2 protein-coding genes are annotated in these 19416 nt (G+C 70.2%); both read right to left on the bottom strand.

Annotation, left to right across the window (positions count from 1 at the left end; translation table 11 throughout):
* Positions 1 to 229: 229 nt before the first annotated feature.
* The gene (locus RJ05_RS03760; protein ID WP_373365050.1) at positions 230 to 12619 is read right to left on the bottom strand and encodes a non-ribosomal peptide synthetase; all 12390 of its coding nucleotides are present in this window, start codon (positions 12617 to 12619) and stop codon (positions 230 to 232) included.
* A gap of 438 nt (positions 12620 to 13057) precedes the next feature.
* Positions 13058 to 19416: non-ribosomal peptide synthetase (locus RJ05_RS03755; protein WP_036533159.1), on the bottom strand; the 6359-nt coding region annotated here is incomplete at its 5' end.

Here is a 19416-nt window from a genome sequence, read left to right as displayed (position 1 = left end):
CTCGCCGCGCCACTGCCCACCCACCGGTTTCATGTAGCTGCCTCACCCTGCCTGTAGTCGTATCTTCGGGCCATGCGGGACCGATCGACGGAGCACGCCGTCATCACTCAATCGAGTGGACATGTGCCGATCGTTACCGTTCGCGGCGGTTCATCGCTGCCACCGACGAACTACCGGGGCCGATTATCCCCCGCCCGCGCAAGCAGCGGGCGGTCACGGCCACGTCCGGTCAGTCCGCGGGATCGAGCAGGGCGGCCAGGCGCGGGCCGATCACTTCGAGCGCGGCGGGTGCGGTCATCTGATCGTGGTTCACCGGAACCGGATGATCCACCACCGATCCCGAGACATAACGCTGCCAATCCGCGGCTCGCGGGCCCCCGGTGAGCTGGCGCGGATGCGGGACCGAGGCGCTGAAGTATTCGACTGTGCCGTCGAAGACGCCCGGCCGGTACCCGGAGATCAACTCCGCCGAGCGCACCGCGCCGCGATAGACCCGCCGCAGCCGCTCGGGGGTGAGGGCGAGCAGTTCGGACGGGATCATCGCGTGCAGTGTGGCCAAGGCCTCGTCGGACAGGTCGTAGATATCGTCGCCGTCGCCGAGCACATCGGTGCCGAGGCCCAGTTCGGACAGGGCCTCACGCACCGCGGCCCGGAATCCGGCCACATCGGGATCGGGATGGCTGTCCAGCATGGCCAGCAGGCTCACCTGCTCGCCCGCGGCCTGGAGTTCGGTGGCGATGGCATGGGCCAGCACGCCGCCGAGCGACCAGCCGAGCAGCCGATACGGGCCGTGCGGCTGGACCGTTCGGATCTCGGTCAGATAACGATGCGCGAGTTCGGCCAGCGTCTCGGGCAGTTCGCCCTCGCCCGACAGCGCGGGCGACTGCAAGCCGTACAGCGGCACCCCGTCCGGCATGTGCCCGGCGAGCCCGGCATAGGACCAGGCCAACCCGTACATCGGGTGCACACAGAACAGCGGCTCGGCCTCGCCTTCGGCGCGCAGCGGCAGCAGCACATCGAGGGCGGCGCCCGCGTCGAGTTCCGCTGCGGGGGCATGCAGCCGGGTGGCCAGGCCGGCGACGGTGGCGTCGGTGAACAACCACTGCACCGCCACCGGCACACCCGTCGCCGCGCGCAGTCGTGCCACCGCGCGGGTGGCCAGCAGCGAATTGCCACCGAGGGCGAAGAAGTCGTCGTCGAGCCCGACGCGAGTGGCGCCGGTCAGGTCGGCGAACACCTCCGCGACCGTCCGCTCCAGCTCGGTCTCCGGTGCGCGGAAGGCAGCCGCGCCGGTGAACTCCGGTTCCGGCAGGGCGCGGCGGTCGAGCTTGCCGTTCGGGGTCAGTGGCAGCGCGTCGAGCACCACGAAGGCATCCGGAACCATATAGCCGGTGAGGAACTCACCGACCTGACCGCGCAGCCGAGCGGCGTCGAGGGCGGCGTCGGCGGCCGGGACGACGTAGCCGATGAGCCGCTCGCCCGCGACCGCATCGGTGCGAACCATGGCGACGGCGTGGCCGACGCCGGGGCAGCGCAGCAGTGCGGCCTCGATCTCGCCGAGTTCGATCCGGAAACCGCGCAGCTGGACCTGTTGATCGCTGCGGCCCGCGTACTCGAGCGAGGCCGGTGCGTCACGCCAGCGGCCGACGTCGCCGGTGCGGTACATCCGCGAGCCGGGGGCACCGAACGGATCTGCCACGAACCTGGTGGCGGTCAAGCCGGGGCGGCCCAGATAGCCGCGGGTGAGCTGGGCACCCGAAATGTGGATTTCGCCCGGCACGCCGACGGGCGCCGGGTGCAGCCGATCGTCGAGCACCCTGGCGTCGAGGCCGGGCAGGGCACGCCCGATCAGGCCGGGCCGGTCGGCGGTGTGCTCGTCCAGCGACAGGAACGACACGTGCACCGTGGTCTCGGTGATGCCGTACATGTTCACCAGGCGCGGCACGTCCATCGGATGACGTTCGTACCAGCGCGACAGCCGGCGGGCGTCCAGCGCCTCACCGCCGAAGATCACGTAGCGCAGCGCCAGCTCGCCGTCGGCGTCGCGGTCGGCCTCGGCCAGTTGGTAGAACGCCGACGGCGTCTGGTTCAGCACCGTCACCCGTTCGCGAATCAGCAACTCGCGCAACTGTTCCGGCGACCGCGAGGTCAGGTAGTCGACCACGACCACGCTGCCCCCGTGGGTGAGTGCGCACCACAGCTCCCACACCGAGAAGTCGAAGGCGTAGGAGTGGAACAGCGTCCACACGTCGGCGGGGCCGAAACCGAACAGCGGCTGGGTATTGGCGAACAGCTCCACCACATTGCGGTGGGTGACGCCGACGCCCTTGGGCACACCGGTGGAACCGGAGGTGTAGATGACGTAGGCGAGATTGTCCGGCCGCAGCGCGGCGATGCGGTCGACGTCGTCGATGCGGGCATCGGAGTAGACGGCGGTGTCCTCGAGCAGCACCACCTCGCGCTCGCCCACCGGAACGCGGTCGCGGTCGGCGGCGGTGGTGAGCACGCAGACCGGGGCGGCGTCGTCGAGCATGAACTCGAGCCGCTGGGCCGGATAGGTGGCATCGATGGGCAGGTAGGCCGCGCCGGTGGCGAGCACGCCGAGCAGCGCGACCGGCAGGTCCTCGGTGCGCTCGACGGCCACCGCCACCAGCGTTTCCGGGCCTGCGCCTCGTGCGATGAGGGCGCGGGCGACGCGGTTGGCGCGCCGCTGGAGTTCGGCGAAGGTGAGCGTGACGGCGCCGGCGCGGATAGCAACGGCCTCCGGGCGACGCCAGGCCTGCTCGGCGATGAGCGCAGGCAGCGTGGTCCCCGGCACCCAGGCGCCGGGGGCGTTCCAGGCGTGCAGCACGCGTTCGCGTTCGCCGGGGGCGAGCAGGTCGATCCCACCGATGACGGTGCTCGCGTCGGCGGCGACGGCGGTCAAGATGCGCTGGAAACGATCGGCGAACGAGCGCACCGTCGCGGCGTCGAACAGGTCGGTGGCGTAGGTGAACACCGCGCTCATCCCCGAACCGTCCGGCCGCTCGGCCATGGTGACCTGGAGGTCGAACTTGGCGACAGCGACGTCGAGATCGACCGCCGACACGGTGAGGCCGGGCAGCGCGAGCTCGGTGCGGCCGAGGTTCTGGAAGGTCAGCATGACCTGGAACAGCGGGTGCCTGGCCGTCGAGCGCACCGGTTCCAGCAGTTCAACCAGCCGCTCGAACGGGACGTCGGCGTGGCCGAAGGCCGCCACATCGGTGCCACGGACTTCGCGCAGCACGGCGTCGAAACCGGCGCCCGAATCGACCTCGGTGCGCAGCACGAGGGTATTGACGAACATGCCGATCAGCTCGTCGAGTTCGGCTTCGCCGCGACCGGCGACCGGCGTGCCGACGGCGATATCGCTGGTACCGGACAACCGCGCCAGCAGCACCGCGAGCGCGGCGTGCACGACCATGAACAGCGTCGCGTCGTGTGCGGCGGCAACGCGTTCCAACGCGGCGTGCAATTCGGCGTCGAGATCGACGGCGAAGGTCTCGCCGCGATAGGACGCCACGGCAGGGCGAGGACGATCCGCGGGCAGCGGCAGTTCTTCCGGCAGCCCGGCCAGCGCTGTGCGCCAGTACTCGGTCTGGGTGGCGATGAGGCTGTCCGGATCGGCTTCGTCGCCGAGGATCTCGCGCTGCCACAGGCTGTAGTCGGCATACTGCACCGGCAGCGGCGTCCACTGCGGTTCGCTGCCGCCGCTGCGCGCGGTGTAGGCCAGCATCAGATCGCGGGTGAGCGGTCCCATGGACCAGCCGTCGGCACTGATGTGGTGAGCGACGAAAACCAGCACATGATCGGTGGACGTGATGCGCAGCAGCGCGGTGCGGAACGGGAGTTCGCGTGTCACGTCGAATCCGGCCGCGGCCACCTCGCGCACCGCCTCCGCGATCCCGGATTCGGCGACGGTCCGGATGGTGAGGGTCACCGGTGCGGCGTCGGCCACGGCCTGGATCGGGCCGTCGTCGGTCTGCGGGTAGGTGGTGCACAGGATTTCGTGCCTGGCCACCAGATCGGTGATCGCCGCGGCCAGCGCCTCGGTGTCCAGCGCTCCGGTCAACCGGATGGCGGCCGGGATGTTATAGACCGACGACGAGGTGTCGAACTGGTTGAGGAACCACATCCGCTGCTGCGCCGGCGACAACGGAAGGTGCTCCGGGCGCGGCATCGGGGTGAGCGCGCGGCGGCCCGAGCCTGCGTACTGCGCCAGATTCGCCGCGAGCCCGGCGACGGTGGCGGCCTCGAACAGTGCGCGCACCGGCACCCTGGTGTCCAGCGCCGCGCCGAGTCGGGCCGCTACCTGCGTGGCCAGCAACGAATTACCGCCGAGCGCGAAGAAGTCGTCGTCGGCGCCGACCTGCTCCGCGCCGAGGACATCGGCGAACACACCGGCCACGATCTCTTCGGTCGCAGTCGACGGCGCACGGAACTCCCGCGCCTCGAACTCCGGCTCCGGCAGGGCTTTCCGGTCCAGCTTGCCGTTGACGGTGAGCGGCAGGGCATCCAGCACCACGAAGACGGATGGAACCATGTAGGACGGCAATGCAGCCGCGAGCGCTGATTTCACCGCTGAAACGTCCACTGCGGTGGACGTGGATCCGTGCGCGCGATGGCGGGAGTCGTCGGCGTCCGAATCCGGCACCAGGTAGGCCACCAACCGGTCGCCGGTCCGGGCCTCGGATTTCGCGACGACCGCGGCCTGAGCGACGCCCGGCAGCTCCAGCAGCGCCGCTTCGATCTCGCCCAGTTCGATCCGGAAGCCGCGGATCTTCACCTGGAAGTCGGTGCGGCCCCGGTACTCCAGCTCGCCGTCGCCGGTCCACGCGGCCAGGTCGCCGGTGCGGTACATGCGCGCGGCGGGCTCGAAGGGATTGGCGACGAAACGCTCCGCGGTCAGGTCCGGGCGGGCGACGTAGGCGCGCGCGAGTTGGGTGCCCGCGAGGTACAGCTCACCAGTGACGCCGGGCGGCACCGGGCGCAGGCGTGCGTCCAGGACGTAGCCGCGGCTGTTCCATTCGGGCGCGCCGATCGGCACCGAGACCTGGTCGGCGAGGGTGACGCGGTGCGCGGTGATGGACACCGCGGCCTCGGTCGGGCCGTACAGATTGAACAGCTCGACGGCCGGGCGCTCACGCAGCACGCGCTGCGCAAGGGCGGCGGGCAGTGCCTCACCGATGGCGAGCACGCGGCGCAGCGAATCGGGCAGACCGGCGGTCACCAGGGCGTCGAGCATGGACGGCACCGCGTGCAGGGTGCTCACCCGCTGCTCGGCCATGAGCTCGGCCAGGTACGCGGGGTCGCGGTGACCGTCGGGTGCCGCGATCACCAGGCGTCCCGCGCAGGCGGCGGCGGACCAGAACTCCCAGACCGACAGGTCGAAGGTCGCCGCGGTCTTCAGCAGCACGGCGTCGTCGGCGGTAAGCCCGAATTCGGCGGTCTTCCACCGCAATTGGTTGACGATCGCGCGGTGCGAGACGGCCACACCCTTCGGGCGGCCGGTGGAGCCGGAGGTGAAGATGACGTACGCGGTGTGCTCCGGACGCAGCGCGGCGAGCCGGTCCCGATCGGTGACCGGCGCGGCGCTGAACCCGGCCAGCTCGACCTCGTCGAGCGAAATCACCGAGGCGACGGAATCGAATCCGGCCTCCGCGTTCGTCAGCACACACACCGGTTCGGCCGTGGCCAGGATGTAGTTCGTCCGCTCGGCGGGCTGATCCGGATCGACCGGCACGTATGCGCCGCCCGCGCGGGACACGGCGTACATGGCCACGACGAGGTCGATCGACCGGCGCAGTGCCAACGCCACCCGCTCCTCCGGGCCGACGCCCCGCTCGATGAGGTAGCGGGCGAGCCGGTTCACGCGCTCGTCGAGTTCGCGGTAGGTCAGAGTCGCGACGCCGGAGGCGGGCTCGGCCGGTTCGCCGCCGACCTCGGAGCGAGCCGAATCCGCACTGTTCGGCGAGGTTTCTGCCGCACCCTCCGAACCAGCCGACGCACCCGCGCGGTCCGGCGAGAGGGTGTGGACCGACGACCGGTCAGCGACAACCGCCACGCGATCGGGCTCGGCGGTGACGGCCGCATCCAGGATCGATGCCAGCGTCGGAGTCTCGTCGGCGAGCGAGTGATCGGTAGCGTTCCACCAGCGCGTCACCTGCTCGCGCTCCACGGCGTCGAGCAGCTCGATCTCCCCCACCACCGCGTCCGGTCGGGCGACCACGGCCGCGAGCACCCGACCGAGCCGGTCGGCGAAGCCGCGCACAGTCGCCTCGTCGAACAGGTCGGTGGCGTAGGTGAAGAAGCCGCCGATTCCCTGTGGCGTACCGGATTCGTCGTAGCTGTCGCCGACGATCAGGTGCAGATCGAACTGCGACACATCGAGATCGGCGTCCACACCGCTCACCGTGAGGCCGGGCAGTTCGAGTTCCGCGCGGGCCACGTTCTGGAACGACAGGCCGACCTGGAACAGCGGGTGGTGCGCCGTCGAGCGCGGCGGGTTGAGTACCTCGACCAAGCGCTCGAACGGGATGTCTGCGTGGGCGAATGCGTGCAGGTCGGCATCGCGCTGACGGGTCAGCAGGTCGGCGAAGGATTCGCCGCCGTCGAGGCGGGTGCGGAAGACGACGGTGTTGACGAACATGCCGATCAGATCGTCGAGTTCGCGTTCACCACGCCCGGCCACCGGGGTGCCGATGGCGATATCTCCGGACCCCGACAGCCGTGCCAGCAGCACCGCGAAGGCCGTGTGCACCACCATGAACAACGTCGCGTTGTGCTCGCGCGCCAAGGCGGCCAGCCCGGCATGAGTTTCGGCGTCGATAGTGACGGGCACCTTGCCGCCCGCCATCGACGCGATCGCCGGACGCGGGCGGTCGGTGGGCAGGTCGAGCACATCGGGCAAGCCGGCCAAGTGCTCGCGCCAGAACGCGATCTGCTGGGCGGCAACGGAATTCGCGTCGTCTTCGGCGCCGAGCACCTCGCGCTGCCACAGTGCGTAGTCCGCGTACTGCACCCGCAGCGGCTCCCATTCGGGCGCCACCCCCGCCGCGCGCGCGGCGTAGGCGATCATGACGTCACGCACCAGCGGCGCCATGGAGGAGGCGTCACCGGCGATGTGGTGAACGACGACAGCGAGCACGTAGGTGCCCGGCTCCGCCCCGGTCGACCCGCCGGCGGCCGGCTCACCGGCTCCGGCAGCCGTCGTTCCGGCACTGTCGGAAACCTCGTCAGCGGCCGTCCGGTCCACTGCGTCCGTTTCGCGTACCCGCAACAGCACGGCCCGCAGCGGCACTTCATCCGTGACGTCGAACGGCGTCGAAGCCAGCGCATAGACCGCGCCGGGCACCTCCGCCTCGGGCACCGAACGTACGCGCAGCACCGGCGCGCCCTCACCGGGCGGCAAGATCACCTGCACCGGCCCGTCCGGCGTCTCGGGGTAGACGGTCCGCAGCACCTCGTGCCGGGCCACCACATCCGCCAGCGCCGCGCCGAGCGCGTCGACATCGAGTGCGCCGGTCAACCGGAGCGCGAAGGGCAGGTTGTAGGCCGAGGAGCCGACCGCGGCGTCCTGGTCGAAGCGGTTGAGGAACCACATGCGCCGCTGCGCCAGCGACAACGGCAGCTGCGGCGGGCGCGGGATGCTGCCCAAATCGACCGTGCGACGACCGTGGGTCTGCGATTCCACCGCGGCCGCGAGCGCACCGACCGTCGGCGTCTCGAACAGCACCCGCACCGGCACCCGCACATCGAGCGCCGCACCGAGCCTGGAGACCGCCTGGGTGGCGATCAGCGAATTGCCGCCGAGTGCGAAGAAGTCGTCATCGACGCCGACGCGGCCGGCACCGAGCACCTCGGCGAACACTCCGGCCACGATTTCCTCGACCGGCGTGGACGGCGCACGGAAGGCACGGGATTCGAACCGTGGTTCCGGCAGGGCTTTCCGGTCCAGCTTGCCGCTCGGGTTCAGCGGGAACTCGTCCAGCGCGACGATGGTCGCCGGCACCATGTACGCGGGCAGGGTCTCGCCCACGGCTGCGAGCAGCGCGTTCTGGTCGACGCCGTGCCCCGGCGCGGGAACGACGTATCCCACCAGCTGATCGCCCACCGCCGTAGCCGCCACCAGCGCCACCGCCTGGCTCACCGACGGCTGCGCCAGCAGCGCGGTCTCGATCTCCCCCAGCTCGATCCGCTGACCACGGAACTTCACCTGGAAGTCGGTGCGGCCGAGATAGTCGAGCACCGCTTCGTCGCCGTGCCCGCGCCACACCACGAGGTCGCCGGTGCGGTACATGCGTTCGCCGGTGCCGAACGGGTTGGCCACGAAGCGATCCGCGGTCATGTCCGGGCGGCGCACATAGCCGCGCGCCAACTGATCACCGGCCAGATACAACTCACCGGCGACACCCGGCGGGACCGGACGCAATCGCGAATCCAGCACGTACACCCGGGTATTCCACTGCGGCAGCCCGATCGGCACCGACCGCTGCTCGGCGTCGTCGGCTTGCCAGTAGGTCACCGAAACGGCGGCCTCGGTGGGGCCGTACAGGTTGTGCACAGCGGCGTCGGAGACCGCGCGCACGGCGGCAACGGTTTCCGGCGGCAGCGCCTCACCGATGACGAACACCTCACGCAGCGTCGGCACCGAACCCGGCCGAGTGTGCGCGGCGAACACCGTCAGCATCGACGGCACGAAATCGGTGACCGTCACCCGTTGCGCGGCAATGGTTTCGGCCACGTAAACGGGGTCGCGGTGTCCGTCCGGCGTCGCGATGACGAGCTTGGCGCCGGCGCGCAACGGCATGAAGAAGCCCCACAGCGACACGTCGAACGTCGTCGCGGTCTTCTGCAGGTACACGTCGTCGGGACCGAGCGGGTACGCGGTCAGCATCCACTCGATCTGGTTGTTGATAGCGGCGTGGGTGACCGCCACACCCTTCGGGCGCCCGGTGGAGCCGGAGGTGAAGATGACGTAGGCCGGATGCTCGGGGCGCACCGGGCGCAGCAACTCGCTCGACCGGATCGGCGTCGCGGCGTAGCGCTCCAAATCGACGGCATCGATGCGCAGCACCGGAATCCCGGCAGGCACGTCGACCGCATCGCGGGTGGTCGTGATGACAGCGACGGGCCGCGCCGTATCCAGAATGTGCGCGATCCGCTCGGCCGGATGATCCGGATCCAACGGCACATACGCACCGCCGGCGGTGACGATGGCGTACATGCCGACCACCAGGTCCAGCGAACGCCGCACCGCGAGACCGACCAGCGATTCCGCACCGACACCCTGCGCGATCAGCAGCCGGGCCAGCCGGTTCACCCGCTCGTCGAATTCACGGTAGGTCAGCTCGCGACCCTCGTACACCAGCGCCACCGCATCGGCGTGCGCGGCGACGGCGTGCCGGTAGCCGTCCAGCAGCAGTTCCGGGGTCAGCAGATTGCGGGTGTCGTTCCACTCGTGCAGGATTCGGTCCCGCTCGACCATCGACAGCAGGTCGATATCGCCGATGGGCCGGTGCGGCTCGGCGGCCACCGCGCGCATCGTGCGCCGCAGCCGGGCCGCGAACCCGGCCACCGACGCCTCGTCGAACAGATCGGTGGCATAGGTGAACTGGGCCGACATCCCGCCATCGGCCATCGGCGCGATGGTGAGCTGCAAGTCGAATTTTGCTACCGCGTCGTCGAATTCGACCGCCTCGACCGATAGGCCGGGCAGGTCGAGCGCGGGCGCGGCCATGTTCTGGAAGAACAACGCCACCTGGAACAGCGGATGATGGGCCTGCGAACGCACCGGATCCAGTGCCTCCACCAGCCGCTCGAACGGCAGCTCGGTGTGCGCGAAGGCGGCGAGATCGGTCTGCTTCACCGCTTCGAGCAGTTCGGTGAAGCTCGCCCGCGGGTCGATCTCGGTCCGCAACACCAGGGTGTTGACGAACATGCCGATCAGCCCGTCGAGTTCGCGCTCACCGCGCCCGGCCACCGGGGTGCCGACGGTGATGTCGGCCGAACCGGACAGGCGCGCGAGCAGCGCGGCGAAGGCGGCGTGCACCACCATGAACAGCGAGGCGCCCGCGTCGCCGGCCAGACCGTCGAGCCGGGTCGTGGTGTCGGTGTCGATGGCGAAATTCAGTGTCGCGCCGCGCCCGGACGCTCGGGTGGGCCGCGGCCGGTCGGCGGGCAGGTCGATCCGGTCCGGGATGCCGGCCAGCGCCTGCCGCCAGAACGACAGCTGGCGAGCGGCGAGCGATCCTGGATCGTCCTCGTCGCCGAGCAGTTCACGCTGCCACAGCGTGTAATCGGCGTACTGCACCGGCAGCGGCTCCCACTGCGGTGCCGCACCGGCGATCCGCGCCAGGTACGCCGTCATCAGGTCGGTGGCCAACGGCGCCAGCGAGGTGCCGTCGGCGGCGATATGGTGCACCACCACGGCCAGCACGTGCTCGTCTGCGCCGAGTTCGGCCACCGCGATCCGCAACGGCACCTCGGCCGCCACATCGAATCCGGCCAGCGCGCGGCCGGCCAGCCACTGCGGCACCTCGTCCTGGGACACCGGCTCGGCGGTCAGCTCCGGCAGCACCTGCTCGACGGGCAGGATCACCTGATGGCCGGTGCCGTCACTGGCCGGATACACCGTGCGCAGGCTCTCGTGCCGATCGAGCACATCGGCGATGGCCGCGCGCAGTGCCGCGAGGTCGAGGGCACCGGTCAGGCGCAGGGCGAACGGGACGTTGTTCGCCGCGGACGCGGTGTCGAACTGGTTCAGGAACCACATCCGCTGCTGGGCGGGCGACAGTGGAATGCGCTCCGGACGCGGCCTCGGCGTCGGCACCCGGCGCCCACCGCTGCCCCGCTCCGCGCCGAGGCGTTCGGCCAGGGCCGCCACGGTCGGCGCCTCGAAGATCACCCGCGCCGCGATCCTGGCGTCGACGGCGGCGCCGAGCCGCGCGGCGGCCTGGGTGGCGATCAGCGAGTTGCCGCCGAGTTCGAAGAAATCATCGTCGGCGCCGATCGGCGCCTCGGTGCCGAGCAACTCGGCGAACACCTCGGCCACCAGCTGTTCGGCCCACCCGGACGGCTCGCGGAAGGCGGTGGTCTGCAACCTCGGTGTCGGCAGCGCGCGCCGGTCCAGCTTGCCGACCGGGGTCAACGGGATCTCGTCGAGCACCGTGATCGAGGTCGGCACCATATGCGCGGGCAGGCTGTTGCTCGCGAACGCGAGCAGCGCGTCCGTGTCGACCTCGGCGCCGTCGGCGGGGTGCACATAGGCGGCGAGAATCGTGGCGCCGGTATCGAGCCGATGCCCGATCGTCACGGCGAAATCGACGGATTCGTGCCTGCCGAGCACCGCGTCGATCTCACCCAGTTCGATCCGGAACCCACGGATCTTGACCTGGAAATCGTTGCGGCCCAGATACTCCAGATCGCCGTCGGCGGTCCAGCGCACGAGGTCGCCGGTGCGGTAGAGCCGGGAGCCGTTGTCGGCGAACGGGTTGGCGACGAAACGCTGTGCGGTCAGGCCGGGCCGCTCGTGGTATCCGCGCGCCAATTGCGCACCGGTGATGTAGAGCTCGCCCGCGACACCCGTCGGCACCGACGTGAGACGTTCGTCGAGCACGTATTCGGTGACCGCCCGGATGGGCCCACCGATGGTGACGGTGTCCTGCGGGCTCAGTGGCGCACTGATATTGGTCATGATGGTGGTCTCGGTGGGACCGTAACCGTTGAAGAATTCCCTGGTGCCGTCGGTGACCGGGCGCACCCAGCGGCGCACCAGATCCGGCGGGCAGGCCTCACCGCCGGCCACCACCACCCGCAGCTCGTCGAGCCCGGACGGATCCACCGAGGCCAGCGCCGCCGGGGTGATGAACGCATGGGTGACGCCCTCGCGGCGCAGCAGAGTCGCCAGCTCGTCGCCGCCGTAGACGGTCGGCGCGGCCACCACCATGGTCCCCGCGCCACCGAGTGCGAGCAGCAGTTCGAGCACCGAGGCGTCGAAGGAGGGCGAGGCGAAATGCAGGGTCCGCGAATCCGGCGTCAGCCGATACCGTTCGCGCTGCTCGTCGCAGAAACTCGACAGCCCGGCCTGGGTGACCACCACACCCTTGGGCAGTCCGGTCGAACCGGAGGTGTAGATGACGTAAGCGGGATGATCGGCGCGCAGTTGACGCACCCGGTCGGCGAAGGTGATCGGTTCGGCGGAGTACTGCTCACGCAGCCGTGCACCGGCCTCGTCGTCGATGACCAGCCAATCGACCTGTCCCGGCAGGGTTTCCGCGGCGGCGGTCACCGTCAAGCCGGTCACCACACCGGAATCCTTGACCATGTGCTGGACGCGGTCGGCGGGATAGTTCGGGTCGATCGGCACGAAGCCCGCACCCGACTTGGCCACCGCCCAGACCGCCACCACCGATTCGATGGAACGCGGGATGCCGACGGCGACCAGATCCTCCGGCCCGACCCCGCGCTCGATCAGCGCACGGGCCAACCTGGTGGACCTGGCGTCCAGTTCGGCGTAGTCGAGCTGCCCGCGGGTTGCGGAAGCGTCGGCGAAGACAACAGCGCGACCACCGGGGTTGGCCTCGACAGCGGCCGCCATCAGTTGCGGAAGCGTGGTTACCCTCGGCCGCCGGGTACGGGTCGGCCGTACACGAGCGGGACGAGTCATCCGCGATGGCTCCTACGGCATCCACTGACACCGATCACCGCGGACTGCCGCTCATGAGTCAGTCGCCCCCCGACTGCGCCAATCATGAAAGTCTGCCCACCTAGCTGTCGAAACACGTCTTCGCCAGGCTTCCAGCGCTTCTGCCCATTCGCCAAACCGATGTGCTGTGGCACTTATCACAAGCCTTGCCCACCTGCACCGACCCAAAATATCGGGGCAAGAATTCATGGGGCATTCACCAGGCCTGGCAAGTACTGGTCACATGACCAGGTGATATTGCGCGTATGTATGGGGACCCGCGCGACGCCGACGGCCGCCGTTAGCCGAGACCGGTGAGCGCGAAGACACGCCCACCGGTCGCCAGGAAGGTGCTCAGTCGCGGGACAGATCCGCCAACGTCAGCACAGTCGCGACCGCCGACCATGCCGCAGACACCCCGGCCGCGCCGCCGTCGATGACGACCGCACGCAGATCCTCCAGCGGACGCGGGTCGATGACGTCGAGCCCGGCGCGGTCGGTCAGCACATGGGTGACCCACTCGTCGGCCAGCTCATCGGTCAGCGCGCCCGTCCCGGGCACCAGCACCACAGAGGCGCCCTGCGATCCCGCCGCGACGGCTTCCAGCACCGCCGCGAACGAATCCGAGCCGCCGTGCTGGAACAACCGCGATTCGAAGGTCAGCTCGGTGGCGGCGACGAATCGGGCGGCCGCGGCCGCGAGGTCGTCGTAGCTCACCGATACCGCGCCCGCATAGGCGAGATCGGCACCGCGCAGCGCCCGGGTGCGGTGGGCGTAGGTGACCGGCCGTGGTGATTCCGCGGCGATCTCCGCGCCCACCGAGGCGTCGTCGAGCACCAGCCAGTCGATCCCGGCCACCGCCTGCGCACCGCCGGCGGTGATGCCCACCTTGACCTCGAGACCGGCCGCGGTCGCCGCGCCGATCCCGTCGAACGGCACCACCGCGGCACCGGCCTTGAGCACCGCCCAGGTGACGACCACCGCGTCCACGCCGCGATCCAGCCGCACGGCGACACCCGCGCCGGGGCCGCTGCCACGGGCGATGAGTACCCGGGCCAGCCGGGAAGACTTCGCGTCGAGCTCCTGGTAGGTGAACGCGTCCGAGCCGGAGACGACCGCGGGACCGTCCGGATCGTCCTCGACGGTGGCGGCCAGGGTCTGGCTCAGCGCGGTGCCCGCCGTCGGGGCGACCTCGGCCTGCACCGGCTTCGGGGCCGGAGCCGCCGTCATCCGCTCGCGTTCGGCGGCATCGAGAATGTCGATATCGGCAATGCGCATCCGGGGATCGGATGCCACCGCGGTCAGGATGCGTTCGAAACGGCGGCCGAACGACTGCGCGGTCGACTCGTCGAACAGGTCGGTGGCGTAGGTCAGCACGGTGATCAGCTCACCGGGGGTGCCGTCGGCCTCGTGCCGCGGGTCGACATTGACCTGGAGATCGAACTTCGCGGCGATGGCACCCGCATCGAGCGCGGTCACCGTCAGACCCGGCAGTTCCAGGCTGGGCTGTTCGTTGTTCTGGAACGACAGCACCGTGCCGAACAGCGGGTTGTGCGCGGTCGCCCGGCCGGGTGCGACCACCTCGGCGACCCGTTCGAACGGGATGTCGGAGTTCGCGAACGCCGCCAGATCGGTCTCCCTGGCCTGATCGACCAGCGCGGCGAAGCTGTCACCGCCGTCGACCCTGGTGCGCAGCGTGAGCGTGTTGACGAACATGCCGACCAGATCGTCGAGCGCGCGTTCGCCGCGCCCGGCGATCGGCGTACCGACGGCCACGTCCGATTCACCCGACAGCCGCGACAGCAGCACCGCGAGCGCCGCGTGCACCACCATGAACAGCGTGGAATTGTGCTCGCGCGCAATTCGGGTCAGCGCCTGGTGCGCCTCGGGGGACAGCGCGAATCCGGTCGAGGCGCCGCGCATCGACGGGATCGCCGGGCGCGGCCGGTCCAGCGGCAGTTCCAGTTCGCCGGTGAGGCCGTCGAGTTGCTCGCGCCAGTACGCCAGCTGGCGTGCGGCGATGGAGTTCTCGTCGTCATCGGTGCCGATGACGGCGCGCTGCCAGATCGCGAAGTCCGCGTACTGCACTTCCAGCGGCGACCAGCGCGGCGAGTTGCCGCCCCGGCGCGCCAGATACGCGGTCATCAGGTCGCGGGCCAGCGGCGCCATCGACGCACCGTCCGCGGCGATATGGTGCACCACCATCGCCAGCAGGTATTCGTCGGCGCCGTTGCCGAGCAGCAGCGCACGCACCGGAACCTGCTCGGTGACATCGAATCCGGTGGACATCATCTCGGTGATCCGGCTGATCGGATCGGAGGTCGTCACCGTCTCCAGTCCGCCCGGCAGGGCCGCGCTGACCGGCAGGATCTCCTGATAGGCCACCTCGTTGCCGGCGGCCGCCGGGTAACGGGTGCGCAGTGTCTCGTGCCGTTCCAGCACGTCGGCCACCGCATGCCGCAGCGCGGGCACGTCCAGCGAACCGGACAACCGGATCGCCAGCGGAATGTTGTAGGCGGGCGAGGCCGGATCGAACTGGTTGAGCAACCACATCCGCTGCTGGGCCAGCGACAACGGTGCCCGGTCGCCGCGTTCGGCGCGCACCAGCGGCGGGCGTTCGGCGCCGCCGCCCGCGCCCGGTTCGATCCGGGCCGCGAGTTCGGCGACGGTCGGGGCCTCGAACAGCTCACGCACGGCGAGATCGGCATCGAGCGCCTCGTTGATCCGCGCCACCGCGCGGGTGGCCAGCAGCGAGTTGCCGCCGAGACCGAAGAAGTCGTCGTCGAGGCCGACCTCGGCGGCGCCGAGCAGCCCGGCGAATACCTCGGCCACGGCCTGCTCCACCGGCGAGCCCGGCGCGCGGAAAGCCGCGCCCGACGAGAACTCCGGTGCGGGCAGGGCCCTGCGGTCGAGCTTGCCGTTGGGAGTCAGCGGCAGTGCGTCGAGCACCACGATGGCGTCGGGAACCATGTAGCCGGTGAGGAATTCGGCGACCTCGGTGCGCAGCGCGACCGGATCGAGTTCGGTGCCCGGCGCACGGTCGGCCGCGGGCACGACGTAGCCGATCAGCCGATCGCCGGTGTGTTCGTCGGAACGCACCAGCGCGACGGTCTGGCCGACACCCGCACACCGTTGCAAGGCCGCTTCGATCTCACCGAGCTCGATGCGGAAACCGCGCAGCTGCACCTGCTGGTCGCTGCGGCCGGCGTACTCGAGATTGGCGCGGCCGCCGAAACCGACCCAGCGGCCGATATCGCCGGTGCGGTACATCCGCGAGCCCGGTGCGCCGAACGGGTTGGCGACGAACCTGGTCGCCGCCAATCCCGGCCGCCCGAGGTACCCGCGCGAGAGCTGCGCGCCGGCCACGTAGATCTCACCCGCGACGCCGACCGGTGCCGGATGCAGGCGGTCGTCGAGGACGACGGCGTCCAGGCCGGGCAGCGCCCGGCCGATGACGCTGGCCGGGTTGTCCACCAGCTGTTCGTCCACCGACAGGAACGACACGTGCACCGTGGTCTCGGTGATGCCGTACATGTTCACCAGCCACGGCGAGCTGTTCTCGGCGGAGTCGTGACCGCCGTGCCGCTCGTACCAGCGGCGCAGTTGCCGCAGGTCGAGAGCTTCACCGCCGAAGATCACATAGCGCAGCGCGAACTTGCCCTCGTCGTCGGGATGGACCGCGCGATCGGCCTCGGCCAGCTGATAGAACGCCGACGGCGTCTGGTTGAGCACCGTCACCTGTTCGCGAATCAGCAACTCGCGGAACTGTTCCGGCGAACGCGAGGTCAGGTAGTCGACCACGACGACCGCACCGCCGTTGGCCAGCGCGCACCACAGCTCCCACACCGAGAAGTCGAAGGCGTAGGAGTGGAACAGCGTCCACACGTCGGATTCGTCGAACTCGAACATCAGCTGGGTGTTCGCGAACAGCTCCACCACATTGCGGTGCGCGACGCCGACGCCCTTGGGCACACCGGTGGAACCGGAGGTGTAGATGACGTAGGCCAGGTTGTCCGGGCGCAGTGGCGCGATCCGTTCGGCATCGGTGACCGGGGCGTCGGGGAAACGGTCGGTGTCCTCGACCAGCACGACCGGAATATCGCCCGCCGGAACCGAATCCAGTTCGGCGGCGGTGGTCAGGATGCAGATCGGCCGCGCGTCACCGAGCATGAACTCCAGCCGCTGCGCGGGGTAGCTGGTGTCGATCGGCAGATAGCCCGCGCCGGCGGTGAGCACGCCCAGCAGCGCGACCGGCAGCTGCTCGGTGCGCGGCATAGCCACGGCCACCAGCGTTTCCGGCCCTGCGCCCTGCGCGATCAGCGCACGCGCCACCCGGTTGGCGCGGCGTTGCAACTCGCCGAAACCGAGGGTGGTGCCGTGGTAACGGATGGCGTCGGCGTCCGGGCGCCTGCGCGCCTGCGCCTGGATCAGGTCGACCAGCGTGACTTCGGGAATCGAGACGCCGGGGGTGTTCCATTCGTGCAGCACCAGGTCGCGTTCACCGGGGGCGAGCACATCCACATCGCCGACGATCGCGCCCGAATCGGCGGCCGCGGCGGCCAGGATGCGGCCGAACCGGTCGGCGAAATCCTGCACGGTGGCGGCGTCGAACAGGTCGGTGGCGTAGGTGAACGCGGCCGACATGCCCTGCGGCGCGCCGTGCCGGTCGATGTTCTCGACCAGCGCCAATTGCAGGTCGAACTTGGCCAGCGGCACCGCCAGATCCACGCCGGCCACCTTCAGCCCCGGCAGCTCGAGCTCGGTCTGCGCGAGGTTCTGGAAGGTCAGCATCACCTGGAACAGCGGATGCCGGGAGGCCGAGCGCACGGGGTCGAGCAGCTCCACCAGCCGCTCGAACGGCACGTCGGCGTGGCCGAAGGCCTGCACGTCGGTCCGGCGGACCGCGGCCAGCAGCTCGTCGAAGCTCGCGCCCGGATCGACCTCGGTGCGCAACACCAGCGTGTTGACGAACATGCCGATCAGATCGTCGAGCGCGGCCTCGCCACGACCGGCGACGGGCGTGCCGATGGCGATGTCCCTGGTGCCCGACAGGCGGGCCAGCAGCGCGGCCAGCGCGGCGTGCACGACCATGAACAGCGTCGAGTTGTGCTGGTGCGCAAGGTGAGTCAGCGCTGCATGGACGTCGGCGTCGATCTCGAAGGCCAGCGTGGCGCCCCGGTTGGAGGCCACCGCGGGACGCGGCCGGTCCGCGGGCAGATCCAGCTGCTCGGGCAGCGCGGCCAATTCCCTGCGCCAGTAGTCGATCTGCTGGGCCAGCACCGACTCCGGATCGTCCTCGGCGCCGAGCACCTCGCGCTGCCACAGCGCGAAATCGGCGTACTGCACCTGCAACGGCGGCCATTCCGGCGCGCCGCCATGCGTGCGATCCACGTAGGCCGCCATCAGGTCGCGGGTCAGCGGCCCCATCGAGAAACCGTCACCGGCGATGTGGTGGATGACGCAGATCAGCACATGTTCGGTCTCGCTGAGCACCAGCAGCCGCAACCGCACCGGCGGCGCGGCGGTGACGTCGAAGCCCGCGGTCACCGCGGCGGCGACCAGTTCGGGCACCTGTGCTTCGGTGGCGGGTTCGACGGTCAGGGCCGGGATCGCCCGCGGATCGCCGATCGGCAGCACCAGCTGGTAGCCCTCGCCGTCGACCTCCGGGTAGCGGGTGCGCAGCACCTCGTGCCGTTCAGCCAGATCGCGCACCGCGGCGCGCAGTGCGTCCACATCCAACCGGCCCGACAAACGCACCGCGACCGGGATGTTGTTGACCGCGCTGTCGGGATCGAAGCGGTTGAGGAACCACATCCGCTGCTGGGCATACGACAGCGGAATCCGTTCCGGGCGCTGCACGGCGGTCAGCGCGCGACCGGCCGCCGAACCCGAATGCTGTTCCACCCGTGCGGCCAGTGCGGCGACGGTGGTCGCCTCGAACAGCAGCTGCACCGGCACCCGCACATCCAGTGCCGCGCCGATGCGGGCGGCAGCCTGGGCGGCCAGCAGCGAGTTGCCGCCGAGCTCGAAGAAGTCGTCATCGGCGCCGACCCTGGTGTCCTCGCCCGAGACCAGCAGCGCCGCGAAGACGTCGGCGACGATCTCCTCCACCGGCGTCGACGGCGCGCGGAAGGCCCGTGCGGCGAAGACCGGTTCGGGCAGCGCGGCCCGGTCCAGCTTGCCGACCGGGGTCAGCGGGATCTCGTCCAGCACCATGATCGATGCCGGAATCATGTAGCCGGGCAGCGATTCGCCGATGAAATCGACCAGTTCGCCGGTGTCGACGCTGGTTCCGGCACGCGGCAGCACATACGACACCAGCGCCGTCGCGCCCGAGGGCAGCGTCTTGCCCAGTGTCGCGGCGTAGTCGATATCCGGGTGCGCGGTGAGCGCGTTGTCGATCTCACCCAGTTCGATCCGGAAGCCACGGATCTTGACCTGGAAGTCCGAGCGGCCGAGATATTCGATGACGCCGCCCTCGGGCCCACCGGTCTCGGTGCGGCGCACCAGGTCACCGGTGCGGTACAGGCGGGCGCCCGGATTGCCGGTATCGGCGCCGAAGGGGCTGGCCACGAAACGCTCGGCGGTCAGGCCGGGGCGACCCAGATAGCCCTGGGCCAGCGCCGGACCCGACAGGTACAGCTCGCCGACCACGCCGGCGGGCACCGGCCGCAGCCGCGAATCCAGCACGAACGCACCGACGCCCGGAATGG

Source organism: Nocardia cyriacigeorgica NBRC 100375 (assembly GCF_000308555.1).
Taxonomy (GTDB): domain Bacteria; phylum Actinomycetota; class Actinomycetes; order Mycobacteriales; family Mycobacteriaceae; genus Nocardia; species Nocardia cyriacigeorgica.
The sequence above is the reverse complement of the archived record's forward strand: the minus strand, read 5'-3'. Positions and strand labels throughout refer to the sequence as shown.